Origin of the sequence: Pseudomonas sp. B3(2017), assembly GCF_002113595.1 — a bacterium.
Taxonomy (GTDB): Bacteria; Pseudomonadota; Gammaproteobacteria; order Pseudomonadales; family Pseudomonadaceae; genus Aquipseudomonas; species Aquipseudomonas ekonensis.
On the sequence record NZ_NEIU01000010.1, the window covers coordinates 145,099 to 166,849 of the forward strand.

Here is a 21,751-nt window from a genome sequence, read left to right on the forward strand (position 1 = left end):
AGGGATGGGAGTTATATTCGTTAAGGAATAAGAAGCTATTTATTAATACCCAAAACACATATACAGCGATGACTTTGCCGACGCGAGCCTGCTTACGAATACCGCCGTTGGCGACCTGCACCGCCCCTTCGCGAGCAGGCTCGCGCCTACAGGGAGTCGGCGGCGCAAAGAAGACGGAAATAAAAAAGGGGCCGCACCCTGCCAAGGAGACGGCCCCGGAAAAATCGACATTCGTTCACCGCGCGGTGATCACCGACAGCTTGGTGATGCCGGCCCGCTCGATCGACGCCATGGCCCGCGCCACTTCGCCGTAGTTCACGCCGTCGTCCGCCTGCAGCTGCACGCGGACTTCCGGATCCTTGGCCTTGGCGGCCTTGAGGTTGAACTCCAGCAGGTCCGGCTGGATTTCATCCTTGTTGATGAACAGCTTGCCGGCCCCGTCGATGCTCACCACCAGCGGATCCTTCTGCTCCACCGGCGCCACCGCTTCGGTCTTGGGCAGGTTGATCGGTATCGCGTTGGTCAGCAGCGGCGCGGTGACGATAAACACCACCAGCAGCACCAGCATCACGTCCACCAACGGCGTCACGTTGATCTCGCTCAGCACCTCGTCACTGTCTTGCGTGGAGAAGGCCATCTCAGGACGCCTCCTTCACTTTCGTCGCACCGCCGGCCACCGTCGTGCGCTGGGCGGTCGGGTGGATCAGCACGCGGAACGCGCTCTTCTGCGCCAGGCTGTAGAAGTCATGGGCGAAGTCGTCCAGATCCGCCGCGGTCAGCTTCAAGCGCCGCAGAAAGTAGTTGTAAACCAGCACCGCCGGCACCGCGACGGCGATCCCCACGCCGGTGGCGACCAGTGCCGCACCGATGGGCCCGGCCACCGTTTCCAGGCTCGCCGACCCCGCCGCGCTGATGCCCTTCAACGCCTCCATGATCCCCCACACCGTGCCGAACAGGCCGATGAACGGCGAGGTGCTGCCGATGCTCGCGACCACCGCCAGACCGGTTTCCAGCGAACGCCGCTCGCGCACGATCTGCTGGCGCAAGGCACGCTCCAGGCGATCCTGGTGGTTGATCGCCTGGCTCAGATCCGCCGCCGGCGCCTCGCCCACCTGGATCGCCGCATAGCCGGCCTGGGCCACCCGAGCGGCGGCGCCGGGCTGGGTCTCGCTCAGCTCGGCGGCGGAATCCAGGCTCGACGCCGCCCAGAACCGTTTGTGAAACCTGCGGTCCTGGGCCTTCAGGCGGCCGAACTGCACAGCCTTGAGCAGCGCCAGTCCCCAAGTGGCGACGGAAAAGGCCACCAGCAGCCAGATCACTGCGCTTTCGATGGATTCCAGTGGAGAGGCCAGTAACGTCATGGTGCATTCCCTCGTATAAACGTTTCGCGCGAATTTGGTTTCGGTTCAGTGAATCTTGAAATCGATAGGGACGCTGACCCAGCCGTCCTGGGCGACATCGCCCTGCTTGGCCGGCACGAAGCTCCAGCGCTTCACGGCTTCCAACGCCGCGTCGTCGAGCTGTTGCCGGCCGCTGCTTTTCTGGATCTGGATCTCGCCCGGCTTGCCGCTGGCCAACACGTGCACCCTGAGCAGCACGGTGCCTTCCCAGCCGCGGCGCTGGGCCAGCGACGGGTATTCCGGCGCCGGGTTCTTCAGGTAAGCGGCATTGGCCGAGGCCGGTGTGACCGGTGCGGGCGCAGGCGGCGCGGGCGGCGTAGGTGCCGCGACCGGAGCAGCCGGCTGCGGCGGTGCCGGCGGTTGCTCGACCGCCTTGGGCGCAGGTTTGGGCACAGGCTTGGCGACCGGTTTAGGAATCGGCTTCGGCACCGGTTTTTTCGGCGGCGGCTTCACCGCCAGTTCGTCTTCCACCGGCGGAGGCGGTTCGACCACGGGCGCCGGCGGCGGTGGCTCGACCACAGGAGGCGCCGGCGGCGCCGGACGCGAAAACTCGATGGTCATCGGCGGAACCTGCGGCGGCACCACCGGCAGCGCCGGGGTCGGCTGCCGGCCGACCCAGTAGATCACCGCGCCATGCACCACCAGGGCCAGCACGCCGAGCAGGATCGTTTCGCGCCGGCTCAGGATGCCTTTGGGCGAACGCTGCAGACGCAACTGCCCCAGCGGCACCCGGTGAGGCCGGCCGAGACCGACCAATTCGCCGCTCGGCGCCTGGCGCCACAGCACCTCCTGTGCGGCGGCGGTCTGGACATTGCCCATTGATTCACTCCCTGCGGTCTCTTTGCGTTCTCGTTCTGCCATAGCTGCCGACAGCCGTTTGTTGAATCCCCCACGGCGGATCGACGACCCAATGATTGGGCCAGCCGCTTATCTCCGAAAGTAATCTTTGATGTTATGAATAGACTTATATGGAATATAAGAAACGGTCATTTCCGCCAAGGCCACGTCCCGCAAGGGCTGCAGCGGAGGATGGAAAACCGCATGCCTTTGAGGCATGAAAAGTATTCATCCAAGGCATGTGTTTTACAGGCGACCCAAGAAGCGGGGACAACTAATGCGAAATGAATAGTTGCTGTTTCATGAAAGAAACAAAAAAGCCGATGCAGGTTAATGCATCGGCTTTTATTACTGCGGCGTCATTATTGTTTCACGAACTCCCCGGCCAGGCCGACCACGTCGCCGTCAAAGTTGTTGCGCGAACCCACCGCGCGCACTTTCGAGTAGTTGTGGTCTGGCGAGAACAGTGTCCAGGCCTGATAGCCGGTGCCGTCGTTGAGGGCCGCGAAGGTGATGATCGTAGGCTGCCCGGTGCTGTTCTGGAAGTGGTAGTGCCCGTATGCGATGTCGTAGTTCACGCCGTTCTGGCTGAACCGGCCGCTGAAGGTGCCGTTGGAGTCGTTGCCATCGGTAATCGTCAGTTTGGCGCCAGCGTTAGCGTTTACATAAGTGCCATTAATGCTCGACATAACGAGATTTCCTTAATCGTTGGTTAAGTATCTTCCGATGAGAGCAAGTTTCCTCCTGGAAACTCACGGCACTCAGGATGGTTCGAGAATGACCGATTGTCCACGCATATAACGGGCTATTTACCAACGAATTCGCAATAACAACTATGAACACCCGGCATACTTTGCACCAAAGTATTAAGCCTCCTCCGACAAACCTCTACACCCCTGCCGCCGATGTATAACGGCTGTCATAACTGTCATATCGACACGCCCCGTCAAAAGTCATAACGGCCCGTCACACCCAACGTCCGCGGGGTGCCGAGCAAGCCCTCATAGCCACCGTTGCCGCCCGTCCACAGGGTCGTGTAGTAGGTCTTGTCGAAGGCGTTCTTCAGCCACAGCGACACGTCCCACTGGCCTTGGTTGAAGTCGCCGCGCAGGCCGGTGGAGAAGTTGACCACCGCGTAGCTCGGGATCTGGCCGAAGTCCGAGTCCTCCACCGTGCCCACCGCCTTGGAGCGGAACGCGTAGCTGGCGGTGACGTAGGGTTCGAAGCCGTTGTCCAGGTTCCACTTGTATTCGCCGTTGGCGTTGCCGATCCATTTCGAGGCGCCGACCACTTGGTGGCCGCTGAGGTCGCAAGAGGCCGGGGCTCCGGGCGCGAGGCTGACTTCCGGCGGGCACGGCGCATCCTTGTACGAGAGGTAGCTGACGTCGTTGAAGGAGCCGTTGAAGTTCAGCGTCAGGCCGCGCAGCGGGATCACCGTGCTGTCGAACTCGACCCCGCGCGAGCGCACGGAACCGGCGTTGGTCAGGTACTGCACGCGGTTGACGTCGTCGTAGGCGTTGGTCTGGTAGGCGTTGACCTGCGTCCAGAACACGTTGGCGTTGAGTTGCAGGCGGCGATCCCACAGCGTGCTCTTGAAACCGAGCTCGGCGTTGTTGGCGCGTTCGGTGCCGATCAGCAGCGAATCGGCACCTGCCGTCGGCGCCGATCCGACCACCAGGTTGACCCCGCCGGACTTTTCGCCGTGGGACAGCGTGGCGTAGCCCAGCAGTTCATCGCTGAACCGGTAGCTCAGGTTGAGCAGTCCGGAGGGGCTGGAGCTGTACTGGTTGAGGTCGCCGGAATCGTAGGCGCCGACCCGCCCGCGCCGCGCCGTGGCCGCCGCGCCGGTCACCGCAGCGCCGCCACGGGGCGCGTCGCGGTCGACCCAGGCGTTCTTCTCTTCGTAGGTGCCGCGCACCCCGGCGGTGAAGTCCAGGCGTTCGGTCAGGTGCCAGGTGCCCTGGGCGAACAGCGCGAAGCTGTCGGTCTTGATGTGGCCGTGGCCGACCGTGTCGACGTTGGCCAGCGCACCGCGCGGCGTGCCGTTCCAGATGTCCGCCTGCGGGCCGTAGTAGGCGAAGGATTTGTTGTCCAGGTCCGAGCCGAAGTAGTAGGCGCCAAGCACGTAATCGAAGAACTCGCCCTTGGGCGACGCCAGGCGCAATTCCTGGGAATACTGCTTGTCCTCCACCGACACCCCGGCGTTGTAGGTGGCCGGGACGTTGAGGCCGTCGTCGTTGCGCGGGGTGAAGTTCCAGAACCGGTAGGAGCTGACCGAGGTCAGGGTGAAATCGCTCGGCAGCGTCCAGTTGGCCTCCACCGACGTGCCGCCCTGGTGCACGGTGACGTGCTGGTCGTTGTCCAGGTTGACCTTGCGGTGCGAACCGTTGACCAGGGTCGCGCCCGCAGCCGCTGCCCGTGCCGAATAGACGTTCACGCCGTTGATGGTCGGCCCGGTGCTGTAAAGCACGCGGGTGCCGGCGCTGGAGTCCTCTTCGTTGTAGTCGCCGATCCAGCGCAGGTTGAAGGACTCGTTGGGCTTGAACAGCAACTGCGCGCGGAAGCCGTCGCGGGAACCGCCGTTGAGGTCGTGCCCGTTGAACTCGTTCTTGATGTCGCCGTCGCTGCGGGTGCGGTAGGCGGAAAAGCGCCCGGCCAACTGATCGTTGAGCGGCCCCGAAATCGTGCCCTTGGTCTGGAAGTAGCCATCCTCGCCGACCGAGGTCTCGATGCTGCGTTCCGGGGTGAAGCTCGGTGCGCGGGTGCCGATGTTGATCACCCCGGCGGTGGTGTTCTTGCCGAACAGCGTGCCCTGGGGCCCGCGCAGCACTTCGAGCTGCTCGATGTCCATCAGGTCGAAGACCGCCATCCCCGGACGGCCCAGGTACACGTTGTCGATGTACAGCCCGACGCTGCCTTCGAGCCCGTCGCTGGCCGGGTTGTTGCCCAGCCCGCGGATCGACACGCTGGACTGGCGCGCATGCATGTAGGCGACGTTGACGCTGGGCACCAGTTGCTGAAGGTCCTGGATCCGGTACACCCGCTGGGTTTCCAGGGTCTGGCCGCTGACCACGCTCATCGGCGTGGGCACATCCTGGGCGCTTTCCTCCCGGCGGCGGGTGGTGACGGTCACGGTTTCCAGCTGTGAATCGGCAGTGGCGCCCTTGCCGGCCGGAACGGGCGCCGGGGTTTGCGGATCGGCGGCGTAGCCCGCGCTCCAGTTGGCGCTCCCGGCCAGCAACAAGGCCAAGGGCAAGCGTTTGAGCCGTCGGGGCGGCAGCGCAGTGGCGGGGTTCAACGGACTCATGAGGCGGCTCCTGGTCAAAGAACGCACAGGCCGATCCGGCGCTGCATATTCTTCAAAGTTATTTGTATATTGATTTACAAACTTTTACTGCATAAGAAATTGCCTTTATAAGGAGTCGACCTAATGCATATCCAATGCATTTCCCGGATATTTTTTATGTGAAAAATGCATATCGACTTGCGACAGTTACGTCACTTCATCGCCCTTGCCGAACAACGCAGCTTCGTCGCCGGCGCGCAGGCGGTGAACCTGTCGCAGTCCGCGTTCAGCCGCAGCATCCAGGCGCTGGAGCACAGCGTCGGCTGCCAATTGGTCGACCGGGGGCGCAAGGATCTGCCACCGACCAAGCAAGGCCTGGTGCTGCTGGAGCATGCGCGACGGCTGGTCAGCGGCGCGCAACAGATGGCCAACGAGATCAGCCAGTTCAACGGCCTCGAAGCGGGCGAACTGCGCTTCGGCTGCGGCCCGGCGCCGGCGGCGGGGCTCATCCCCCGGGCCGTCGGCCGCTTCATCGGGCGCTACCCCAAGGCGCGTGTGCATTACCAGGTCGATGACTGGCAGAGCCTGAACAAACGCCTGCACAGCGAAGAGTTCGAGTTCTTCATCGCCGACACCCGGCATTTCGAGGCCGATCCGGACTACCTGACCCACCGCCTGCGTCCGCGCAAATGGCATTTCTGCTGCCGCGCCGGGCATCCGTTGGCGGCGCGGGAGCGGGTCAGCGCCGCCGAGTTGATGAGTTATCCGATGGCGGTGAGCATCCGCCCGCCTAACCTGCGCAAAGTGATCGTCGACCTCAGCGGCCGCCCGGACTTCACGCCGAACGTCGAATGCGAAAACAGCGCCAGCCTGCTCGGCGTGGTGCTGCGCTCGGATGCGGTGGGTATCGTCGGCGAATACTCCGACGCGCTGCACCGGGCCCGGGACGAGTTGGTGTGCCTGAAGATCGAAGGGTTGGCCGATGACCTGGAGGAGCTGTACACCCGCTACGGGATCGTCAGCCGGGCGGGCTATCGCCTGTCACCGCTGGCCGAGGCGATGGTGGCGCAGATCCGCGAGATCGATGCGCTGGACGAAGGGATGTGCTCCCTCGACGGGCTGGCGGTCTGATCCGCCGCCATCGCCAGCAGGCAGGCTCCCACAAAGGGCGCGGCCGTACCCGGATCGGTGATCAGCGCAGAACCCTGTGGGAGCCAGCCTGCTGGCGATGGCGTCAGTAAAGGCACCGCAGGATCGGGGCAAGACCGCCGAGCCGATGCAATCCCTGCATGACAGGCATTCCCCGAATGCACTTGCCGAACGGCCCCGACCGCAGCGAAAAAAGCCGCCTGTCCCTCTGACCGGTGAGCCCCATGCCCAACCCGCCAAAACCCGTGCGCAACGTGCTGTACATCATGTGCGACCAACTGCGCCGCGATTACCTGTCCTGCTACGGCCATCCGCACCTGCACACCCCGAACATCGACCGCCTCGCCGCCACCGGCGTGCGCTTCAGCCGTGCCTACACCCAAGGCACGATCTGCGGCCCGTCGCGGATGTCGGCCTACACCGGGCGCTACGTCAGCAGCCACCAGGTGGCCTGGAACGCAGTGCCGCTGCCGCTGGATGAACTGACCCTCGGCGACTACCTGCGCCCCCACGGCATCCGCACCGCGCTGGTGGGCAAGACCCACGCGACGCCGAACCTGGACGGCCTGCAGCGGCTGGCGCTCGATCCCGACGGCGACCATGCCCGGGCGCTCAACGAAGTCGGCTTCGAGCCTTACCTGCGGCATGACGGCATCTACCCCGACGACCCGCTGTTCGACGACAAGCGCGAATCCGCCCCCTACACCCATTACCTGCGCAGCCACGGCTTCGGCGGCCGCAACCCCTGGCACGACTGGGCCAACGCCGCCGAAGGCGAGAGCGGCGCAATCCTCAGCGGCTGGCACATGCGCCATGCGCACTTGCCGGCCCGCATCCCCGAACGGCATTCGGAGACCGCTTTCACCACCGATCGCGCCATCGACTTCATCAACGAACAAAACGGGCAATCCTGGTGTTTGCACCTATCCTTCATAAAGCCTCATTGGCCTTATATCGTACCATCGCCGTACCACGCCTTGTACAGTACGAAATCGATTCTCGAACCGGTGCGCGCCGCCCCCGAAAACGCCAGCAACCACCCGGTTTACAACGCCTTCCGCCAACACGAAGAAAGCCTGAACTTCTCCCGGGATGAAGTACGGCAGAACGTCATTCCTGCGTACATGGGCCTGGTCAAGCAGATCGATGACCACCTCGGCCGATTGTTCGATTTCCTGCAAAGCAACGGGCACTGGGAGGACACGCTGATAGTGTTCACCAGCGATCACGGCGACTTTCTCGGCGACCACTATCTGGGGGAAAAGGAGTTCCTGCTGGAGCAGGCGGTGGGCGTGCCGCTGATCGTGCGCGACCCGCGCGCGGCGGCGGACATCACCCGGGGTTCGGTGGACGAACGACTGACGGAAACCATCGACGCGCTGCCGACGTTCCTGGAGGCATTGGGCCTGCCGGGTGCCGAGCACCGGCTGGAAGGGCGCTCGTTGATTCCCCTGCTGCACGGCGAGCGTCCCGCGTGGCGCCGTTACGCGATCAGCGAATACGACTACGCCTTCCAGGCCCCGGCGCGGGAGCGGCTGGGCCGGCCCATCGACCGCTGCCGCATGACCATGGTGCGCAGCGAACGCTGGAAATACCTGGCCTACGACGGCTTCCGGCCGCAGCTTTTCGACCTGTCGAACGACCCGCAGGAACTGCGCGACCTAGGGGAGGAGCCGGCGTACGCGGCGGTGCGGGAGGAACATGCGGGGTATCTGTTCGAGTGGCTGCGCGGGCTGAAGCGGCGCACCACCATCAGTCACCGGGAAATCGATGAGCGCGGGCAACGGTTCCGCTACGGCGAGCCCGGCACTGAGAAAGCCGTGCAGATCGGCGTGTGGTGAAGGCGGCCACTTCGTTGGCCGCCCCATCGACTTGCCTGCCAAGGGTCGGGTCAGGCACCGACGCTTTCAGCCCCTTTGACGGTCCGGCTGCGCTGCCCGGAAGCCCCCACCGGCACTTCGCCCTTGAGCGTCACGCGGCGCACCACCCGGTCCTGGATGCCGTAGTCGTCGATCGCGTAATGCTGGGTCGAACGGTTGTCCCAGATCGCCACGTCGCCGGCCTTCCAGCGCCAGCGCACGGTGTTCTCCTGGCGGATCACATGGCTCTGCAGCAACCCGAACAGGTGCGCCGAATCGGCCTGGGAATAGCCCTTGATGCGTTTGACGAAATGCCCCAGCAGCAAGCTCTTCTCGCCGCTGACCGGGTGCACCCGCACTACCGGGTGTTCGGTCTCGTACACGGTCGAGGTGAAGATCTTGCGGTAGCGCTCCAGCTTCTCCGCCGACACGTGCGGCTTCACCGCCGCGTAGTCGTACTCGTTGCTGTGCACGGCCACCAGTTTGTCCGCCAGCTCCCGCAGCTCCGCCGGCAGTTCGCTGTAGGCGGTGGCGGTGTTGGCCCACAGGGTGTCGCCGCCGAAGGCCGGCGCCACCACCGAACGCAGGATGGAGGCCTTGGGGTAGGCCTCGACGAAGGTCACGTCGGTGTGCCACGAGTTGGCGCGCTGGCCCTCGGCGCCGTCCAGCTCCAGCAGGTAGCGGGTGCCCTCGCGGGACGGCACGGTGGGATGCGCCACCGGTTCGCCGAGCAAGTGGGCGAACGCCTCCTGGCGCTGGTCGTCGAGCTGGGTCTGCTCGCGGAAGAACACCACCTTGTATTGCACCAGCGCCTGCTGGATGGCTTCGACGGTGGCGGCGTCCAGCTCACCGGACAGTTGCACGCCACGGATCTCGGCGCCGATGCGGCCGGCCACCGGATGGATGTCCAGCGCCTGGACAGCGGGTTTTACAGCGAGTGCGGCATTGCTCATGGATCGACCCTCATCATCTGCTTGCGGTTGGCCGGCAGCGAAGCAACGCTCTATCTATATTCCATTTACATCTAATAGATATTCACGTGCTTCGTTGACGGAATAAGAGCTTGCATTTAAAACCTCGATCAACCCTCGTCGCAAATGCCTTCGCGCTATTTTTAGGATGCCGGAAAAGCATATGGATCTTCGCCAATTGCGCTATTTCATCGCCCTCAACGAACACCGCAGCTTCGTCCGCGCGGCGGACGCGATGGGGATCACCCAACCGGCGTTCAGCCGCAGCATCCAAGGGCTGGAGCAGGAGTTCGGCTGCGTGCTGGTGGACCGCGGCAACAAGGATCTGCGCCCCACCCCGGAAGGCCAAGTGGTGTTGCAGCACGCCCTCACCCTGGTGCAGGGCGCGGCGCTGCTCAGCGCCGAAGTGACGCAGATGACCAAGCTCGACGCCGGCGAACTGCGCTTCGGCTGCGGCCCTGCGCCGGCGGTGAAACTGGTGCCGGATGCGGTGGCGCAGTTCGTCAATTCGCACCCCAAGGTGCGCACCTGCTTTCAGGTGGACAACTGGGAAAAGCTCAGCCGCGCCCTGAGCCGCGAGGAGATCGAATTCTTCATCGCCGACATCCGCCATTTCGAGGCCGACCCCAACTTCCAGACCCAGGCGCTGACGCCCAAGCGCGGGGTATTCTTCTGCCGGCCGGGGCATCCGCTGCTGGCCAAGGAAAGCCTGTCGACCAACGACATGTTCGACTACCCGCTGGCGACCACGCTGATCCCGCCGGGCATCCGCAAACTGCTGGCGAACCTCAGCGGCCGGGTCGACTTTTCACCGACCATCGAGACCGAGCATTTCCCGGCGCTGGTCAAGGTGGTACTGCAGTCCAACGCCATCGGCGTGGGCACCGAAGAGGCGTTCGAACAGGACATCGCCCAGGGCTCGCTGGCACTGCTGCACTGGCGCAACCTGCCGCAGAACCTGGAAAGCATGAACGCCCGGTGCGGGATCGTCAGCCGCACCGGCTTCCGCCTGTCGCCGGCGGCGCGGGCGATGATCGAGACGCTGGTGACGCTGGACAGGCAGGCCCTCGGCGTCGCGGTCTAGGGCTGTCATCCACGTCCCTGTGGGAGCCAGCCTGCTGGCGATGAGGGCAGCCCTGCCGCCACCGGTTCAGAGCCCGGCAGCCGCCAGCCCCGGCGCCACCCAGTCATTGACCTTGAACGGCTTGCGAATCAGCTTCTGCTGCGCCGCCAGATCCACCGCGTCCTGCAGCTTGCCGAGGAACACCGGATCCAGCGTCGAGGGGAACACTTCGCTCAGTCTCTGATCCTTCAGGTCCTGGGTCAGGATCACCGGCGGATAGCTGGCCAACCCCGACACCAACTGCACATAGGCGTCCTTGTTGCTGTCCTGGGTCAGCCAGTCCACCGCCTGCTGCTGGGCCTTGAGCAGCTTGGCCACAACGTCGGGATGGGCATCGACGAATTTGCCGGTGCCCACCAGCACCGCCTGCACGCTGCCGGCGCCGCCCAGGTCCTTGGTGTTGAGCGGCAGTTCGGCCAACCCCTTCGCTTGAAGCGCGGTCAGCCCGGAGCTGCCCCAGGACGCATCGATCTGTTTGGCCGCCAGGGCGGCCACCGCCGCGTTGAAGTCGAGGTTGATGACCTTCACGTCCTTCTCGCTCAGGCCCTGGCTGGCCAGCGCCGCATCGAACGAAAGCTGCGTCGCGGTACCGCGGAAGATCGCCACGCGCTTGCCTTTAAGGTCCTGCAGCGTCTTGATCCCCGACCCCGGCACCACGCCCAGGTACTGCTTCACGCCACGGGCGGTCGCGCTGAGCAGGCGGGTGTCGAGACCGTTGGACTTGCCGATGATCGCCGCCAGGTCGCCCAGGTAGGCCAGATCCACCTGGCCGTTGGCGAACGCCTCGTTGATCACAGGACCCGCCCCCTTGAAGAAGCTCCACTGAATCTTGATCCCCTGCTCGGCGAAAGCCTTCTCGAAGACCTGCTGATCGCGCAGCACGTCGACGATGCCGCCGCCGCTGTGCTGGGTGCCGGCGCTGAGGTCGGGCACGGCGATGCGGATTTCCTTGAGTTCATCGGCGTGGGCGGTGAAGGCGAACAACCCCGCCAGCGCAGAGGCGGCAAACAGACGGGTGACACGTTTGAAGGGAAGGTTCATGGGCGCGGCTCCTGATTGCGGCGGGCATTGAGGAGCCGAAAGTAGGCGCAACGGGCTTCTGCACATAAATACTATAAATGCACATTTTTATAGCTTTTTAAGCTAAGCAGGCGCCGTCGGGACTCCCGGGCCCGTATGCAAAAACAGCATCGAAAATATTCTCCGAATGCATTGGATGCGTCAGGGCTGGAGGCCTTAAATGGTCTGGCTTATCTCCCAATAGCATTGAATCAACTTTTTATAGATCGATTTTGCATACACCGCTTCCACACACGCAGCGGTCTGCCATGCAACCCGACAACGGAGGTCAACCATGGCCCGAGATTCCCTGCTCAGCCTGCCGCTGCCGGCGCCGTCGCTCAAACCCCGGCGGCTCTGGCCGACGCTGAGCCAACGCCTGCTGCCCTGGCTGCTGCCGCTCAGCCTGTTCGCCCTCTGGTGGCTGGCGGCGCGCAGCCAATGGATGAGCGAGCAGATCCTGCCGGCACCGTCGCTGGTCTGGAGCAGTGCGCTCGAACTGTCCCGGGGTGAATTGTGGAGCCATTTGTGGATCAGCCTGCAGCGGTTGCTCTGGGGCCTGCTGGCCGGCGTTTCAATAGGCGCGGCGCTGGGCGCGGCACTGGGTTTCAGCCGGCCGCTCGAACGGTTGATATTCCCGACGTTCGCCGGGCTCGCCCAGGTGCCGACGCTGGCGTGGATCCCGCTGTTCATGGTGGTCTTCGGCATCGGCGAAACGCTCAAGCTGGTGGTGCTGGTCAAGGCCATCGTGGTGCCGGTGACCCTGCACACCCTGGTCGGCGTGCGCGATGCGCAACCGAAGCTGCGCGAAGCCGCCACCGTGCTGCGCCTGCCGCCGCACTTGCTGATCCGCCGCCTGATCCTGCCCGCTGCGCTGCCGGCGTTCATGGCCGGCGTACGCCTGGCCCTGGCGGCCGGTTGGACGTCGCTGCTGGCGGTGGAGCTGCTGGCCTCCAGCGAAGGCATCGGCTACCTGATGGTCTGGGCGCGGCAGCTGTTCATGCTCGACATCGTGTTCGTCTGCATCGTGGTCATCGGCCTGTTCGGCGTGGCGATGGACTGCGGCGTCGGCCTGCTCGACAGCCGGCTGGTGCACTGGCCGCACCCGGCCACCGCCGAAATCCGCCGGGGCCCGCGCTACCGGGGCTGGCAGCGCGTGCAGCCGTGGCTGCTGCCGCTGGGCCTGCTGGCGCTGTGGCAGGCGGCGAGCGACGGGCAGTGGATCGACGCCAACCTCCTGGTCAGCCCGTTGACCGTGCTGGAGGCCACCCGTAACGGCCTGCGCGACGGCACGCTGATCGGCGGCATGGCCCTGAGCCTGGGCCGCACCCTGGGCGGCCTGCTGATCGGCGGCGGGCTCGGCCTGGCGCTGGGCTTGCTGCTGGGTCTGTCGCGCAGCGCCGAACGCTTGGTCGGCCCGACCCTCGCTGCCCTGCGGCAGATCGCGATTTTCGCCTGGGTGCCGCTGCTCACCGCGTGGTTCGGCCTGGGCGAACTGGCCAAGTGGGTGTTCGTGGCCCTCGCCGCGTTCTTCCCGCTGTTCGTCGCCACCCAACGCAGCGTCGCCAACCTGTCGCCGCAGCTCAACGAGGCGGCGCAGGCGCTGCGCCTGAACCTCGGCCAGCGCCTGCGCCGGCTGGTGCTGCCGGGCGCGGCCCCGGGCATCTTCGCCGGCCTGCGCCTGAGCCTGATCTACGCCTGGCTCGGCACCATCGGCGCCGAATATTTCATGCCGTCCAACGGCGGCATCGGCAGCCAGATGATCGGCGCCCAGCAACTGCTGCGCATGGACCTGATCATGGCCGGAATGCTGCTGGTCGGCCTCACCGGCGCCCTCCTCAACCTCATCGGCCAACGCCTGGAAATCCGCGCCACCCGCTGGAGACACGCATGAACGCACCGATTGTCAGCTTCACCCATGTCGGCAAATCCTTTGACGTCGACGGCTTCGAACTGGAGGCGATCCGCGAATTCAACCTCGACATCGCCGAGGGCGAGTTCGTCGCCATCGTCGGCTCCAGCGGCTGCGGCAAATCCACCCTGCTGCGCTTGCTGGTGGGCCTGGACACCGCGTTCCGCGGGCAGATCACCGTGGACGGCAAGGCCGTCACCGGCGTCGGCAGCGAACGCGGCATCGTGTTCCAGGAGCACCGCCTGTTCCCGTGGCTGACGGTGGCCGACAACATCGGCCTGGGCCTGGTCAACGAGCCCCTCGGCGCCGCCGAGAAGCAGCGGCGCATCGACAGTTTCATCGAACTGGTGGGCCTGCGCGACTTCGCCCGCGCCTACCCGCACCAGCTCTCCGGCGGCATGGCGCAGCGCGTGGCCATCGCCCGCGGGCTGGTGGCGAGCCCGCGGATCCTGCTGCTCGACGAACCCTTCGGCGCCCTCGACGCGCTGACCCGCCAGCAGATGCAGGACGAACTGCTGGCCATCCGCGACCGGGCGAAGATCACCACCATCCTGGTCACCCACGATGTCGAGGAAGCGATCTTCCTGGCCGACCGGGTGGTGGTGATGGAGCCGCGGCCGGGACGGATCAAGCAAGTGGTGGACATCGCCCTGCCCCGTCCCCGCCAGCGCAGCGGCTTCGACTTCCACCAACTGCGCGAGGAACTGCTGCACGAACTGACCGGCGACGGTCACTACCTGCCTGCCCCGGCGGTGCAGATCCGCGATCTGCCGCTGTCTTTCATTGCCTACTGAACAGGAGTCTGACGATGCCGCAACGCCCCAATTTCCTGGTGATCCTGGCCGATGACCTCGGCTTCTCCGACATCGGCGCCTTCGGCGGCGAGATCGCCACGCCGAACCTCGATGCCCTGGCCGAGAACGGCCTGCGCCTGACCGATTTCCACACCGCGCCGACCTGCTCGCCGACCCGTTCGATGCTGCTCACCGGCACCGACCACCACATCGCCGGGATCGGCACCATGGCCGAGGCGCTGACGCCAGACCTGATCGGCAAGCCCGGCTACGAGGGCCACCTCAACGACCGCGTGGTGGCGCTGCCGGAGCTGCTGCGCGAAGCGGGCTACCAAACCCTGATGAGCGGCAAGTGGCACCTGGGCCTGACCGCCGACCTGGCCCCCCACGCCCGGGGTTTCGAGCGTTCGTTCTCGCTGCTGCCGGGCGCGGCCAACCACTACGGTTTCGAGCCGCCGTACCAGGACGACACGCCGCGCCTGCTCAAGTCCACCCCGGCGCTGTACATCGAGGACGACACCGTCCTCGACGCGTTGCCCAAGGACTTCTATTCCTCCGATGCGTTCGGCGACAAGCTGCTGCACTACCTGAAGGAACGTGACCAGACCCGACCGTTCTTCGCCTACCTGCCGTTTTCCGCGCCGCACTGGCCGTTGCAGGCGCCGGCCGATATCGTCGAAAAATACCGCGGCCGCTACGACGCCGGCCCCGAGGCCCTGCGCCTCGAAAGGCTAGAGAAACTCAAGGCGCTGGGGTTGATCGAGACGGACGTCGAGCCGCATCCGCTGATCCAGCTGAACGCGCAGTGGGACGCCATGAGCGACCGGCAACGGCAGATCTCCGCCCGGGCCATGGAGGTCTACGCGGCGATGGTCGAGCGCATGGACTGGAACATCGGCCGGGTCGTCGACTACCTGCGCCAGCAGGGGCAGCTCGACAACACGTTCATCCTGTTCATGTCCGACAACGGCGCCGAAGGCGCGCTGCTGGAGGCCTTCCCGAAATTCGGCCCGCAGCTGCTGACCTTCCTCGACCGGCACTACGACAACAGCCTGGACAACATCGGCCGCGCCAACTCCTACGTCTGGTACGGGCCGAGCTGGGCCCAGGTGGCCACGGCGCCGTCGCGGCTGTTCAAGGCCTTCACCACCGAAGGCGGGATCCGCGTACCGGCGCTGCTGCATTACCCGCCGCTGCCGGTCGGCGGGCAGATCAGCCACGGCTTCGGCACGGTCATGGACATCGCCCCGACCATCCTCGACCTGGCCGGCGTGCGCCATCCCGGCAAGCAGTGGCGCGGCAAACCGGTGGCGCCGCTGCGGGGCAAATCGTGGCTGGGCTTCCTGTCCGGCGAGACGGCGCAGGTGCATGACGAACACACCGTCACCGGCTGGGAGCTGTTCGGGCGCCGGGCGATCCGCCAGGGGCACTGGAAAGCGGTCTACATCCCGGGCCCGGTGGGGCCGGCGACCTGGCAGCTCTATGACCTGGCGGCGGATCCGGGGGAGATCCACGACCTGGCGCAGGACCGGCCGGAGAAACTTGAGGCATTGATCGGCCATTGGCAGCGCTACGTGGAAGAGACCGGAGTGATCCTGAGCGAGTCGCCGTTCCAGCCGGATTGAGGGCGCCTGGAGCACGCCCGCTCTCACACTGCTGGCGATGGCGGAGGGTCAGATGCCGGAAGCGCTGGCCGTACCGGCCCCATCGCTTGCCGCCAAGCTCCCACAGGGCTCCGGAGTGATCTGCGTTGCTGTGTATCTGCGCAGTACCTGTGGGAGCCAGCCTGCTGGCGATGGCGCCAGTGAGTTCTCCCCTCAGGCCCTGGCCGTACCCGCCTCCTCCCGCACCACCGCGCCTTCTTTGCGCACAAACCGGTTCGCCCGCCCGAACGTGCCGAAGTCGTTGAACCGCACCCCCATCTCGCGCATCACCTTGTGCGCCACCGGTGCGGTCATCTGACGGATGTAGAACGGCTCCTTGACCACGAAATGATGGATCCCGTGGGTGCTGCCGAAGTTGAAGCAGAACGCCTGCAGCGGCCACAGCCACCAAGGGTTCAGCACCTGGCACTGCTGGATCACGTTGCCCGGCTCCACATCGCCGTAGTAATGCATGTTCGAGCTGATGAAATGCAGGCAGAACGTGCGCAGCACGTTCGGGCCAATGATCACCACGGCGGCGATGTCGATCACCTGCATCACCGACAGCGTGGTCGCCGACCAGTCGATGGTCGAGCCCAGCAGCCAGGCGACGCCGTTGGCTCCGTGGAAGCCGAGGAACACGTACCACGCGCCCCAATGCAGCAGCGCCAGCGGCGCGTAGACCTTCAGCGAGCGCTTGAGGATGCTGACCTTGTGCGCCCAGGTCTTGGCCCGCAGCATGCGGATGAACGCCGACATCACGTTGTCGCCCACCATCAGCAGCCGGGCCGGGCCCCACGGTTCGCCGTTGGTGATCGCCCGCTCTTCCATGTCGGTTTCGGTGCCGGACACCTTGTGGTGGTTGAGGTGCAGGTGGCGGCGGATCCACGGGTTGATGGTGCTCGGCCGCGCCAGCCAGACCAGCGCCATCATCAGGTTGTGCGGCACCCGCCGCTTGCGGAAGTACATGCTGTGGATCAGGTCGTGCTCCAGCTCGTGGGTCAGCGATGCGAAGAAGCCGTTGAGCAGCAGGCACGCCCACCAGGCCAGGTGGCCGGTGATGTACAGCGCCGCCGACGCGGTCATCCCCACCAGCGCGAAGGCCAGGATCCCGGCGCCGAGGGCGTCCTGACGGTTCAGAACGGGGTAGCGCTCGCGCAGTTCGGCGCCTCTGGCCAGCACCACCTGGCGAATGTGCGCCGCGCGCTGGGTGTCATTGTGTCGCTGGGGACTTGCAGAAGTACGGTACATGCTTCCATCCTCTGGTTATCGATGTCCGCATCCTGCCTTGGGGCGGGGCCGGATGCGGTAGCCGAGAACGCCAACCTGTTGACCGGAAGCGCCAATCGACATGAAGGAACCGACCTCCCTCGCCAGTTGGACCCGTGCCCTGCGCAAGCAACTCGACGCGCTGGGGCTCGACAGCACCGAGCTGTGCCGGCAGGCGGGGCTCGATCCGCAGTTGATGGACGACCCGAACGCCCGCTACCCGCTGTCCGGCACCACGCGCCTGTGGGAGATCGCCGTGCAGGTCAGCGGCGACCCGGCCATCGGCCTGCGGGTGTCGCGCTTCGTCAGCCCCACGACGTTCCATGCCCTGGGCTATGCGCTGGTGGCCAGCGGCAGCCTGCGGGAAGTGTTCGAGCGGATCGTGCGCTATCACCCAGTGGTCAGCGATGCCCTGGAGCTGGAGCTCACCCGCGACGAGGACCGCTACCGCTTCCGCCTGAACGTACCGGCCGGCAACCCGGCCCCGGCGTTCGAAGCCATCGACGCCTTCGCCGCGATCTACGTGCGCACCTGCCGCAACCGCCTGGGCCGCGATTACGCGCCGCTGGCGGTGTACCTGCGCCGCCCGGAACCGACCGACGCCCACCCGTGGCACAAGGTGTTCCGCGCCCCGGTGCATTTCGCCGCCGAAGAAGACCGGCTGGAGTTCGCCCTCGCCGACTTCGACAGCCACCTGGACGACGCCAACCCGGAACTGGCCGAGCACAACGAGGCGGTGCTCAACCGCACCCTCGCCCAGCTCAAGCCGCTGACCTGGGAGCGCAAGGTGCGCGACGCCATCGAAGAACAACTGCCCGAAGGCGAACCCGGCGCCGAACGCATCGCCCAGGCCCTGCACCTGAGCCTGCGCAGCCTGCAGCGGCACCTGGCGGACGAAGGCTGCCGGTTCGACACGCTGCTCAACGAAAGCCGCGAGAACCTCGCGCTGCTGCACCTGCGCGATCCGCACTGCTCGCTGAGCGAAATCAGCTACCTGCTGGGCTTCGCCGACACCAGCAGCTTCAGCCGCGCGTTCAAGCGCTGGACGGGGATGACGCCGGGGCAGTTCCGCGATCAGTTGCGCTGACGCCTGCACACGGCGGGAGCGAGCCGGCTCGCGATGGCGGTCGTTGATCCGACATCGCCGGTGACAGACCTCACGCCATCGCTCCCACAGGTGATCCCACGCACTTGTCAGATCGTGGCCAGGGCCCTCAGCCGCTCGGCATCGAGAATCTCGATTTCGCCGTAGCCCAAGCCGATGATCCCCTGCCCCTGCAGGTCCTTGAGGATCTGGTTGGTGGTCTGGCGCGACAGCGACAGCATCGACGCCAGTTGCTCCTGCGGCAGTTGCAGCACGCGGCGGGGCGGGTCGAGCTCGCCGTAGCCCTCGGCGATCATCAGCAGACGGTGGGCTAGGCGCGCCGGGGCCGGGAGCAGGCTCAGCTGTTCGAGGTTGATAAAGGTCAGGCGCAGTTTCTGGCTCATCAGCAACGCCAGATGACGCCAGTGCAGCGGATGCTCGTCGAGCAGCTTGAGCAGGGTCGCCTGCGGGATGTTCAGCAGCGTGCAAGGCCCGGCCGCGTAGGCGTCGTGGGTGCGCGGCTGGCCGTCGAACAGGCAGATCTCGCCGAACCAGTGGGGCGCCTCCACCAGGCTCAGCAGCGCTTCCTTGCCGTGCTCGCTGACCGCACCGATGCGCACCGCGCCATCGAGCACCGCGTACAGCCCGCACGGCGGATCGCCGCGCCTGAACAACCGCTGCCCCGCCGCCATCCGCCGCTCCCGGGCCGCCGCCAGCAGGCTATCCTGAAAGGACGCCGGCAGATGGCTGAACCACTGCCCGGTCATCAGACGCTCGCGCCAGACCTTTTCCATGAACGCTCCCAAAGATTGTCGCCTGCCTGACAGAACGGGTGCCGTGCCCCAGGCATGATCCGGTCACCCTACAGGAGGAACAACAATGAAAAACCTCGTCGATCATTTGAGTCAATACGCCGCGTACCACCGCGACCCGCGCAACATCGCCAGCCACTTCGTCGGCATCCCGCTGATCGTGGTGGCGGTGGCGGTGCTGCTGTCGCGGCCCGAATGGCCGGTCGGCGCCCTGTGGATCTCTCCGGCGGTGTTGGTGGCGTTGGCGTCGGCCTGGTTCTACCTGCGCCTGGAACTCCGTCTCGGCCTGCTGATGACCGGGCTGATGGCACTGTCGGTCTGGGCCGGGCATGCGCTGGCCCAACAGAGCACCCTGGTGTGGCTGGGCAGCGGGCTGGCGATGTTCGTGATCGGCTGGGCGATCCAGTTTGTCGGCCACCATTACGAAGGGCGCAAACCGGCGTTCGTCGATGACCTGACCGGGCTGATCGTCGGGCCGCTGTTCGTGACGGTGGAGCTGGCGTTCATGCTCGGCCTGCGCCAGGGGCTGAAGGAGCAGATCGAGGCGCGGGTGGGCGGGGTGCGGGTCAATCCGAACCGCGCGGCCATCTAGCAGGCTGGCTCCCGCAGGGATTCCGATCGCTCACACACTGCGTGTTCACACCGGTTCACTGTGGGAGCCAGCCTGCTGGCGATGCTTTCGCCTTTAGAGACTGGCGACCTTCTGCCAGACCTTCGGCTTGAAGAACAGCGTCTCGCCCTTGGCCAGGCCGACCAGGCTGTCGTGGTCCTTCACCACTTCGGCCTCGATCAGGTCGCTCTGGCCTTCGACCTTCAGCGTCACCCGGGTGGTGGCGCCCAGCGGGCGGATGTCGCGCACTTGGGCGGCGTGGTGATCCTCCAGCTCATGGCGCGACAGCGACACTTCGTGGGGACGGAACAGCACGTGGTCGTCGCCGCCCAGGTGCAAGCGGTTCGAGTCGCCGAGGAAGTGATAGACGAAATCGCTGGCCGGGTTCTCGTAGACGTCGCCCGGCGAGCCGATCTGCTCGATCACGCCCTTGTTCATCACCACGATGCGGTCGGCGACTTCCATCGCCTCCTCCTGGTCGTGGGTCACGAACACCGAGGTCAGGTTGATGTCCTCGTGCAGGCGCGCCAGCCAGCGGCGCAGCTCCTTGCGCACCTTGGCGTCGAGGGCGCCGAACGGCTCGTCGAGCAGCAGCACCTTGGGCTCCACCGCCAGGGCGCGGGCCAGGGCGATCCGCTGGCGCTGGCCGCCGGAGAGCTGCTCCGGATACCGGTCCGACAGCCAGTCCAGCTGCACCATGTTCAGCAGTTCATGGACCTTGGCCGCGATCTGGCTTTCGTTCGGGCGCTGGTTCTTCGGCTTCATGCGCAGGCCGAAGGCGACGTTGTCGAACACGGTCATGTGGCGGAACAGGGCGTAGTGCTGGAACACGAAACCGACGTTGCGGTCGCGCACGTCGTGGCCGGAAACGTCCTCGCCGTGGAACACGATGTTGCCCTGGTCCGGGGTCTCCAGGCCGGCGATGATGCGCAGCAGCGTGGTCTTGCCGCAGCCGGACGGGCCGAGCAAGGCGACCAGCTCGCCGCTGTGGATATCCAGGCTGATGTTGTCCAGCGCCTTGAACGCGTTGAAGTTCTTGCTGACGTTACGCACTTCGATCGACATGAATTATTCCTCCGCGGCGCTGGTGCGCAGGCGGTTGATACGGTTTTCGCTCCACTGCTTGAGCAGCAGGATGAAGAGCGCCAGGATCAGCAACAGGCTCGCCACGGCGAACGCGGCCACGTGGTTGTATTCGTTGTAGAGGATCTCCACGTGCAGCGGCAGGGTGTTGGTGACCCCGCGGATGTGCCCGGACACCACCGACACCGCGCCGAACTCGCCCATGGCCCGGGCGGTGCACAGCACCACGCCGTAGATCAGGCCCCATTTGATGTTGGGCACGGTGACGTGCCAGAACATCTGCCAGCCGTTGGCGCCGAGCAGGCGCGCGGCCTCTTCCTCCTGGGTGCCTTGCTCCTGCATCAGCGGAATCAGTTCGCGGGCCACGAACGGCACGGTGACGAAGATCGTCGCCAGCACGATGCCCGGCAGGGCGAACACGATCTGGATGTCGTGGTCCTGCAGCCACGGCCCGAACAGGCCCTGGGCGCCGAACATCAGCACGTAGACCAGGCCGGCGATCACCGGCGACACCGAGAACGGCAGGTCGATCAGGGTCACCAGGATGCTCTTGCCGCGGAACGAGTACTTGCTCACGCACCAGGCGGCACTGACGCCGAACACCAGGTTCAGCGGCACCGAAATCAGCACGGCGATCACCGTGAGCTTCAGCGCCGACAAGGCGTCCGGCTCCAGGATCGCGGTGAAGAACTCACCGATGCCGTTCTTCAGGCCCTGGGACACCACGATGAACAGCGGCAGCAACAGGAACAGCGCAAAGATCAGCCAGCCGAGGCCGATCAGGATCCGGCGCGCTGCCGCGTTGCCGCGACGGGCGGCGTTGGCCGAGGACGCGGCCGCAATGGACGGTTGGGACATGG

19 protein-coding genes are annotated in these 21,751 nt (G+C 65.6%); 8 read left to right on the forward strand and 11 right to left on the reverse strand.

Features of this window, described 5'->3' with window-relative positions; translation table 11 throughout:
• Nucleotides 1-235 precede the first annotated feature (235 nt).
• The 5 genes from CAG33_RS16685 to CAG33_RS16705 form a co-directional block, all read right to left on the reverse strand.
• Complete coding sequence (locus CAG33_RS16685; RefSeq protein ID WP_085631869.1) at nucleotides 236-637, reverse strand: biopolymer transporter ExbD; 402 nt, start codon at nucleotides 635-637, stop codon at nucleotides 236-238.
• Between the two features lies 1 nt (nucleotide 638).
• On the reverse strand, nucleotides 639-1,361 hold the full coding sequence (locus CAG33_RS16690; RefSeq protein ID WP_085631867.1) for a MotA/TolQ/ExbB proton channel family protein: 723 nt from the start codon (nucleotides 1,359-1,361) through the stop codon (nucleotides 639-641).
• 45 nt (nucleotides 1,362-1,406) lie between these two features.
• Nucleotides 1,407-2,219 carry an energy transducer TonB gene (locus CAG33_RS16695; protein WP_085582044.1) on the reverse strand — a complete coding sequence of 271 codons (813 nt, stop codon included), beginning with the start codon at nucleotides 2,217-2,219 and terminating at the stop codon, nucleotides 1,407-1,409.
• A gap of 380 nt (nucleotides 2,220-2,599) precedes the next feature.
• The gene (locus CAG33_RS16700) at nucleotides 2,600-2,926 is read right to left on the reverse strand and encodes a hypothetical protein (protein WP_085582046.1); all 327 of its coding nucleotides are present in this window, start codon (nucleotides 2,924-2,926) and stop codon (nucleotides 2,600-2,602) included.
• A 257-nt stretch (nucleotides 2,927-3,183) separates the two neighbouring features.
• Nucleotides 3,184-5,544 carry a TonB-dependent receptor gene (locus tag CAG33_RS16705; RefSeq protein WP_085639477.1) on the reverse strand — a complete coding sequence of 787 codons (2,361 nt, stop codon included), beginning with the start codon at nucleotides 5,542-5,544 and terminating at the stop codon, nucleotides 3,184-3,186.
• 165 nt (nucleotides 5,545-5,709) lie between these two features.
• Between CAG33_RS16705 and CAG33_RS16710 the strand changes: the two genes are divergently transcribed.
• Nucleotides 5,710-6,654: a LysR family transcriptional regulator gene (locus tag CAG33_RS16710; RefSeq protein WP_085639480.1), complete on the forward strand. Its 945-nt coding sequence runs from the start codon at nucleotides 5,710-5,712 to the stop codon at nucleotides 6,652-6,654.
• A gap of 242 nt (nucleotides 6,655-6,896) precedes the next feature.
• Nucleotides 6,897-8,513 carry an alkaline phosphatase family protein gene (locus tag CAG33_RS16715; RefSeq protein WP_085639483.1) on the forward strand — a complete coding sequence of 539 codons (1,617 nt, stop codon included), beginning with the start codon at nucleotides 6,897-6,899 and terminating at the stop codon, nucleotides 8,511-8,513.
• A gap of 50 nt (nucleotides 8,514-8,563) precedes the next feature.
• On the opposite strand, the gene CAG33_RS16720 is transcribed toward CAG33_RS16715, so the two are convergent.
• Nucleotides 8,564-9,484: a TauD/TfdA family dioxygenase gene (locus tag CAG33_RS16720; RefSeq protein WP_085639486.1), complete on the reverse strand. Its 921-nt coding sequence runs from the start codon at nucleotides 9,482-9,484 to the stop codon at nucleotides 8,564-8,566.
• A 181-nt stretch (nucleotides 9,485-9,665) separates the two neighbouring features.
• Here CAG33_RS16720 and CAG33_RS16725 point away from each other — a divergent pair, with 181 nt between their 5' ends.
• Nucleotides 9,666-10,586, forward strand: coding sequence for a LysR family transcriptional regulator (locus CAG33_RS16725; protein WP_085582054.1), 921 nt, complete (start codon nucleotides 9,666-9,668; stop codon nucleotides 10,584-10,586).
• A gap of 66 nt (nucleotides 10,587-10,652) precedes the next feature.
• Here CAG33_RS16725 and CAG33_RS16730 read toward each other — a convergent pair whose 3' ends face one another.
• Complete coding sequence (locus CAG33_RS16730) at nucleotides 10,653-11,666, reverse strand: ABC transporter substrate-binding protein (protein WP_085631865.1); 1,014 nt, start codon at nucleotides 11,664-11,666, stop codon at nucleotides 10,653-10,655.
• A gap of 313 nt (nucleotides 11,667-11,979) precedes the next feature.
• Here CAG33_RS16730 and CAG33_RS16735 point away from each other — a divergent pair, with 313 nt between their 5' ends.
• Genes CAG33_RS16735 through CAG33_RS16745 form a run of 3 tightly spaced genes read left to right on the forward strand, consistent with a single transcriptional unit; the run spans nucleotide 11,980 to nucleotide 16,015 of the window.
• Nucleotides 11,980-13,578: an ABC transporter permease gene (locus CAG33_RS16735; protein ID WP_085639489.1), complete on the forward strand. Its 1,599-nt coding sequence runs from the start codon at nucleotides 11,980-11,982 to the stop codon at nucleotides 13,576-13,578.
• Entirely contained in the window at nucleotides 13,575-14,390 is an 816-nt protein-coding gene (locus CAG33_RS16740; protein WP_085639492.1) for an ABC transporter ATP-binding protein, read from the forward strand. The genes CAG33_RS16735 and CAG33_RS16740 overlap by 4 nt, the downstream gene beginning before the upstream one ends.
• Before the next feature lie 14 nt (nucleotides 14,391-14,404).
• On the forward strand, nucleotides 14,405-16,015 hold the full coding sequence (locus tag CAG33_RS16745) for an arylsulfatase (RefSeq protein WP_085639495.1): 1,611 nt from the start codon (nucleotides 14,405-14,407) through the stop codon (nucleotides 16,013-16,015).
• Nucleotides 16,016-16,207: 192 nt separating this feature from the next.
• On the opposite strand, the gene CAG33_RS16750 is transcribed toward CAG33_RS16745, so the two are convergent.
• On the reverse strand, nucleotides 16,208-17,284 hold the full coding sequence (locus tag CAG33_RS16750) for a fatty acid desaturase (RefSeq protein WP_085639498.1): 1,077 nt from the start codon (nucleotides 17,282-17,284) through the stop codon (nucleotides 16,208-16,210).
• 100 nt (nucleotides 17,285-17,384) lie between these two features.
• Here CAG33_RS16750 and CAG33_RS16755 point away from each other — a divergent pair, with 100 nt between their 5' ends.
• On the forward strand, nucleotides 17,385-18,389 hold the full coding sequence (locus CAG33_RS16755) for an AraC family transcriptional regulator (RefSeq protein ID WP_085639501.1): 1,005 nt from the start codon (nucleotides 17,385-17,387) through the stop codon (nucleotides 18,387-18,389).
• A gap of 107 nt (nucleotides 18,390-18,496) precedes the next feature.
• Here CAG33_RS16755 and CAG33_RS16760 read toward each other — a convergent pair whose 3' ends face one another.
• Nucleotides 18,497-19,180 (reverse strand): Crp/Fnr family transcriptional regulator, encoded by a 684-nt coding sequence (locus CAG33_RS16760; RefSeq protein WP_085631855.1) that lies wholly within the window; start codon nucleotides 19,178-19,180, stop codon nucleotides 18,497-18,499.
• A gap of 85 nt (nucleotides 19,181-19,265) precedes the next feature.
• Here CAG33_RS16760 and CAG33_RS16765 point away from each other — a divergent pair, with 85 nt between their 5' ends.
• On the forward strand, nucleotides 19,266-19,790 hold the full coding sequence (locus CAG33_RS16765; RefSeq protein ID WP_085582069.1) for a DUF962 domain-containing protein: 525 nt from the start codon (nucleotides 19,266-19,268) through the stop codon (nucleotides 19,788-19,790).
• Nucleotides 19,791-19,883: 93 nt separating this feature from the next.
• On the opposite strand, the gene CAG33_RS16770 is transcribed toward CAG33_RS16765, so the two are convergent.
• The gene (locus CAG33_RS16770) at nucleotides 19,884-20,873 is read right to left on the reverse strand and encodes a sulfate/molybdate ABC transporter ATP-binding protein (RefSeq protein ID WP_085582071.1); all 990 of its coding nucleotides are present in this window, start codon (nucleotides 20,871-20,873) and stop codon (nucleotides 19,884-19,886) included.
• 3 nt (nucleotides 20,874-20,876) lie between these two features.
• Nucleotides 20,877-21,749 (reverse strand): sulfate ABC transporter permease subunit CysW, encoded by an 873-nt coding sequence (cysW, locus tag CAG33_RS16775; protein ID WP_085631851.1) that lies wholly within the window; start codon nucleotides 21,747-21,749, stop codon nucleotides 20,877-20,879.
• Between the last annotated feature and the right edge of the window lie 2 nt (nucleotides 21,750-21,751).